General features: G+C 66.8%; 5 protein-coding genes. All 5 read right to left on the bottom strand.

What is annotated here, in order from left to right; all coding sequences use genetic code 11:
- Positions 1-78: 78 nt before the first annotated feature.
- Entirely contained in the window at positions 79-1,041 is a 963-nt protein-coding gene (locus tag ACFE7U_RS11760) for a type II secretion system F family protein (RefSeq protein ID WP_375409914.1), read from the bottom strand.
- 87 nt (positions 1,042-1,128) lie between these two features.
- The gene (locus tag ACFE7U_RS11755) at positions 1,129-2,097 is read right to left on the bottom strand and encodes a type II secretion system F family protein (protein WP_375409913.1); all 969 of its coding nucleotides are present in this window, start codon (positions 2,095-2,097) and stop codon (positions 1,129-1,131) included.
- A gap of 22 nt (positions 2,098-2,119) precedes the next feature.
- Positions 2,120-3,583 (bottom strand): CpaF family protein, encoded by a 1,464-nt coding sequence (locus tag ACFE7U_RS11750; RefSeq protein ID WP_375409912.1) that lies wholly within the window; start codon positions 3,581-3,583, stop codon positions 2,120-2,122.
- 45 nt (positions 3,584-3,628) lie between these two features.
- Entirely contained in the window at positions 3,629-4,873 is a 1,245-nt protein-coding gene (locus ACFE7U_RS11745; RefSeq protein ID WP_375409911.1) for a CpaE family protein, read from the bottom strand.
- Between the two features lie 77 nt (positions 4,874-4,950).
- The coding region (locus tag ACFE7U_RS11740) for a CpaD family pilus assembly protein (protein WP_375409910.1) at positions 4,951-5,341 on the bottom strand (391 nt) is incomplete at its 5' end.

Here is a 5,341-nt window from a genome sequence, read left to right as displayed (position 1 = left end):
TGGCAGTGCGGGGCTTCTTCGGTGCGGCCATGCACCGAATATGGCGCTCGGCCGTGTCGAGCGAAAGGGCGCCCCGCGTCAGCGCATGATCTGGATCGCGGCCGGTGTCAGGATCACGACGAAGAGCACCGGCAGGAAGAAGATGATCATCGGAACGGTGAGCTTGGGCGGCAGTGCGGCCGCCTTCTTCTCCGCCTCGGTCATGCGCATGTCGCGGCTCTCCTGGGAGAGGACGCGCAAGGCCTGTCCGACCGGCGTGCCGTAGCGCTCGGCCTGGATCAGCGCCGTCGTCACCGCCTTGATGGTATCGAGCCCGATGCGGTTGGCGAGGTTCTCGTAGGCGATGCGCCGGTCGGGCAGGTAGGAGAGCTCGGCGGTCATCACGGCCAATTCCTCGGCGAGAACGACGGATTGGATGGCGATCTCGGCGCTCACCTTGCGAAAGGCATGCTCGACCGACATGCCTGATTCGACGCAGATCAGCGCCAGATCGAGGGCGTCCGGCCATGCCGCACGGACCTCGGTCTGTCGCTTCGACGTCCGGTTCGAGAGGTAGATCTCCGGCGCCTTGATGCCGAGGATCGCGGCCACGATCACGATCATGACGCGCACGAGGAACGGCTGATCGAGGACCTGCAGGACGAACAGGTAGAAGAAGCTGACGAAGGTCGTGGCGATCGGCACCACCAGGCGGAAGAACAGGAACCCGGTCTCGGCTCCCGCCGATCGGTAGCCGGCCATCAGCAGTTGCTTCTTGGCGGTCTCCGTTCCGAGCCAGCGCGTCAGGTTGAACTGCTCGACGACCCGTTTCATGTAGGCTTTGGGCGCAACCCGCAGCGACACCTTGGACCCCAGGCGTTCGCGCTCGCGTCGACGGATCTCCTCGCGCTCGTCGCCGACCAGCTTCATCCGCTTGCCGAGGCGATCCGGCTCCAAGATCGGCTGCAGGAGAGCGAACATCGTGGCGGCGGACGCGATCCCGACCAGCAGCATTCCCATGAAGCGGGGATCGATGAGCTTCTCGGCGATGAGGCTGATCATGGTGGCGGTCCGCGCGGACGTAAAGATCGGTCGATGCGCCGGCTCAGGCGCTGGAGGCGTCGGGACCCGGGTCGTCGGACCCGAGGATTACACGTCGAAGCTGATCATCTTCTTCATGGTGAAGACGCCGAGGGACATCCAGATCGCCGACGCGACGAGGGCGACACGGCCGATATCGGTCGTCCAGAGCAGGGAGATATAGTCCGGGCTCGACAGGTAGGTCAGGATGCCGACGATGAAGGGCAAGGCCGCGATGATGCCGCCGGAGGCCTTGGCTTCCATGCTCATCGCCTGGATCTTGCCGGCCATCTTCTTGCGCTCGCGCAACACCCGCGAAAGGTTGCCCAGGGCTTCCGAGAGGTTGCCGCCCGAGCTCGACTGGATGCTGATGACGATCGCGAAGAAGTTCACGTCCGCTACCGGCACGCGCTCGTACATCTTCACCATGACCTCGCCGACCGGCAGCCCGAGGGTCTGGGCCTCCACCACCTGCTTGAACTCGGAGCGGATCGGCTCCTCGGCCTCCCGCGAGATGATCCTGAAGCAATCGCCCAACGGGATGCCCGCGCGGATGCCGCGGGTGATGATGTCGATGGCTGTCGGCAATTCCTTGATGAAGGTGTTGATGCGCCGCTTCCGGAGATGGGAGAGCAGCCATTGCGGCAGCCCGAGGGTGCCGGCGAAGAGCGCGGCGATGGCGGCCAAGGGCGTCGAGGTCATCAGGAAGATCGCTGCAGCGAAGACGATCCCGATGGCTGCGGAGACGACGTAGAATTTCTGCTTCGACCAATCGAGGCCGGCGCGGGCGATCTTGAGATCGAGGGTGACCTTCGCGCCCGACGCCTTCGCCTCGATCTCCTTGAGGCTGCGCGAGACCTGTTCGCGTCGGTTGGTGTTGGCCGCGCGGGCCGCCGGGGTGGTCACCACGCTAACCGCACGTCGGCGTTGCTGCTCGCGATTCTCGCCGGAGAGGTAGGGAGCTAGGAACGCATAGGCGACGCCGCCCGTGGCGATGGCCGCCAGGGCGGCGGCGAGGGCGACGTTGACACCGCTCATGGCACGCTTCCGGGAACCGGCGTCATGCCGCCGCTCCGTCGAGATCGGCGGCGGCATCGAGGGCCGCGGCGAGGGCCTGGTCCTCGCCGTAATAGCGGGCGCGTTCCCAGAAGCGCGGCCGACCGATCCCGGTGGAGCGGTGCCGCCCGATCAGCTTGCCGTTCGCGTCCTCGCCCTGGATGTCGTAGAGGAAGAGGTCCTGTGTGATGATGACGTCGCCTTCCATGCCCATCACCTCGGTGATGTGCGTGATGCGGCGCGAGCCGTCGCGCAGGCGGGTCGCCTGGACGATGACGTCGATCGAGCCGCAGATCATCTCGCGCAGGGTCCGCGCGGGAAGCGAGAAGCCGCCCATCGTGATCATCGACTCGATGCGGCTCAGCGCCTCGCGCGGCGAGTTCGCGTGGAGCGTGCCCATCGAGCCGTCATGGCCCGTGTTCATCGCCTGGAGGAGATCGAAGGCTTCCGGTCCGCGCACCTCGCCGACGATGATCCGCTCGGGCCGCATGCGCAGGCAGTTCTTGACGAGGTCGCGCATGGTGACCTGGCCGGAACCCTCCATGTTGGCGGGCCGCGTCTCGAGGCGCACGACGTGGGACTGCTGCAGCTGCAGCTCAGCCGCGTCTTCGCAGGTGATGATGCGCTCGTCCTCGTCGATGTAGCGCGTCAGGCAATTGAGCAGCGTGGTCTTGCCCGAGCCGGTGCCGCCCGAGATGACCACGTTGCAGCGCACCCGTCCGATGATCTGGAGAATGCGGGCGCCCTCGGGCGAGATCGCGCCGAACTTGACGAGCTGGTCGAGGGTGAGCTTGTCCTTCTTGAATTTGCGGATGGTGAGGACGGGGCCGTCGATGGCGAGCGGCGGGGCGATGATGTTGACGCGCGAGCCGTCGGGTAGGCGCGCGTCGCAGATCGGCGAGGCTTCGTCGACGCGCCGGCCGACCTGGCTCACGATCCGCTGGCAGATGTTCATGAGCTGCTGGTTGTCGCGGAAGCGCACGTTGGTGAGCTGGATCTTGCCGCCGACTTCGATGAAGGCGCGGTTGGCGCCGTTGACCATGATGTCGGCGATGTCGTCGCGGGCGAGCAGCGGCTCGAGGGGGCCGTAGCCGAGCACGTCGTTGCAGATGTCGTCGAGGAGTTCTTCCTGCTCGGCGATCGACAGGACGATGTTCTTGAGCCCGATGATCTCCGAGACGATGTCGCGGATCTCCTCGCGCGCCGTCTCGGCGTCGAGGCGCGAGAGCTGCGCCAGATCGATCGCCTCGATCAGCGCGCCGAAGATCATGCTCTTGGTGCGATAGTAATCCTCGGATTTCTGAGCTTCCTGGACGACGATCGGCTCCGGCCGACGGGTCGATTCCGGACGGACCGCCGCCGGCGCTGGCTCCTGCCTGATCGGAGCCGGTGCCGGCATCCGCGCGGGGCCGGCGGCCGGCACCGGAGCCGGGCTGGCGACCGCCGAGCCGTTTCTCCTACCGAACATGACGGGCAACCTCGGCTGTCATCGTGGGGTCGACCGCGTGGGGCATCACGAGGCCTTGCGCCGCGTGAATTTCGAGAGGATCGGCTCGAAGAGGTTCGACCGGCTCCGCCGCGCCTCGGGGCGCCCGGTGAGGCGGGCGGCCAGTTCCGCGAACACCTCCGTCGCCTTGGCGCCAGGCTGGATCTCGGCGATCATCTGGCCGTTATTGGCGGCCGTGCCGAATAGGGCGGCATCGAACGGGATGCTCGCGGTCAGCGGCGCATCGAGCGCCTTGGCGAATTCGCCGGCGCTGATCTCGGGCCGCTTGGGCACGCCGACGGTGTTCAGGATGATGCGCGGGCGGGCGTCGTTGGGTCGGCCCTGCTGCAGGAGGGTCAGGAGGTTCTTGGTGTTGCGCAGGGAGGCGAGCTCGGGAGCGGCCACGACCAGGATCTCGTCTGCCGAGATCAGGACACGCTTGGTCCAGGCCGACCATTGATGCGGCACGTCGAGGATGAGGCAGGGAACGGCGGCGCGCAGGAGGTCGATCAGGTGATCGAAGGCCGGCTCGGAGAGGTCGGTCGTGCGATCGAGGATGGCGGGGGCCGAGAGCAGGCTCAGGTTGTCGCTGCATTTCGAGAGCAGCCGCTCCAGCAGGTTGGCATCGAGCCGGTCGGGTGCGAACACCGCTTCGGCGATTCCCTGGGGCGGGTCCTGGTTGAAGTTGAGGCCGGCGGTGCCGAAGGCGATGTCGAGATCCGCGATGACCGTGGCGGTTCCCTGGCCGCGCGCGATGGTCCAGGCGAGGTTGTGGGCGATGGTCGACGCGCCGTTGCCGCCCTTTGCGCCGATGACCGCGATGGTGCGGCCGACCGGCTTGGCACCAGGCGCGGAGAACAGGTCCGAGACCGCCTGGATCAGCGCGACCGGGTCGACGGGAGCCATCAGGTAGTCGCTGACGCCGCGCTGAAGGAACTGCCGGTAGAGCAGGACGTCGTTGACGTGGCCGATGATGATGACCTTGGTGCCCTCGTCACAGACCTCAGCGAGGGAGTCGAGGCATTCGAGCGGACGCGACTTGGCTCCCTGCGTCTCGATGACGATGACGTTGGGGGTCGGGGCATGCCGGTAAGCCTCCACGGCCGCGGGACCGCCGCCCATCTGCACCTTGGTGTGGGCCTTCTGCATACGCCGGTCGAGGCACGCCGCCTCGATCATGGCCGCGGCTTCCTGCGTTTCGCAGAAGGCCTGGATCGTGATGCGCGGCACCGGGGCGATGATGCGCTCGGGCGTCTCGTGCAGGTCCGGCATGGTCGGTGTTCCGGTTCAGGTTGCCGCGAATGGAAGGGGAAGCGCGCGGTCGTTCCGAGGTTCGAGACCCCGCGATCTCATTCGCCGACCTGTGACTTCACACTGGTCTTGCCATCTTGGTTCCATTGCGTTGACGGATCCTTGCCATCGCGCACTTTCCTGATGTCGCCGGTGCGGCGCACCGCATCGACCGGTCCCTCGGGGCGGCCGCGTACGAGATCCACCGGGTCGGCGATCTGGGCGGCGACGTTGGATTGGGTCGCGCAGCCGAGATTCCAGTGCGGTTCGTTGCGGTTATCCACGACGGGATCGCTGACACCGAGATCGCGCGGCCAGGTTCCGCACTGGCTGCCGACTTTGGCCTCCATGCGCTGGAAGCTCAGGCGCAGGGGCGCCGACAGGGCGGGGTTGGCCACCGCATAGTTCTCGACGACGATCTGGCGCGAGGGCACTCCCCCTTCCGCGACG

This window comes from uncultured Methylobacterium sp. (assembly GCF_964251405.1).
Classification (GTDB): domain Bacteria; phylum Pseudomonadota; class Alphaproteobacteria; order Rhizobiales; family Beijerinckiaceae; genus Methylobacterium.
Note: the sequence above shows the minus strand (reverse complement) of the source record. Positions and strands in the feature narration are given on the sequence as shown.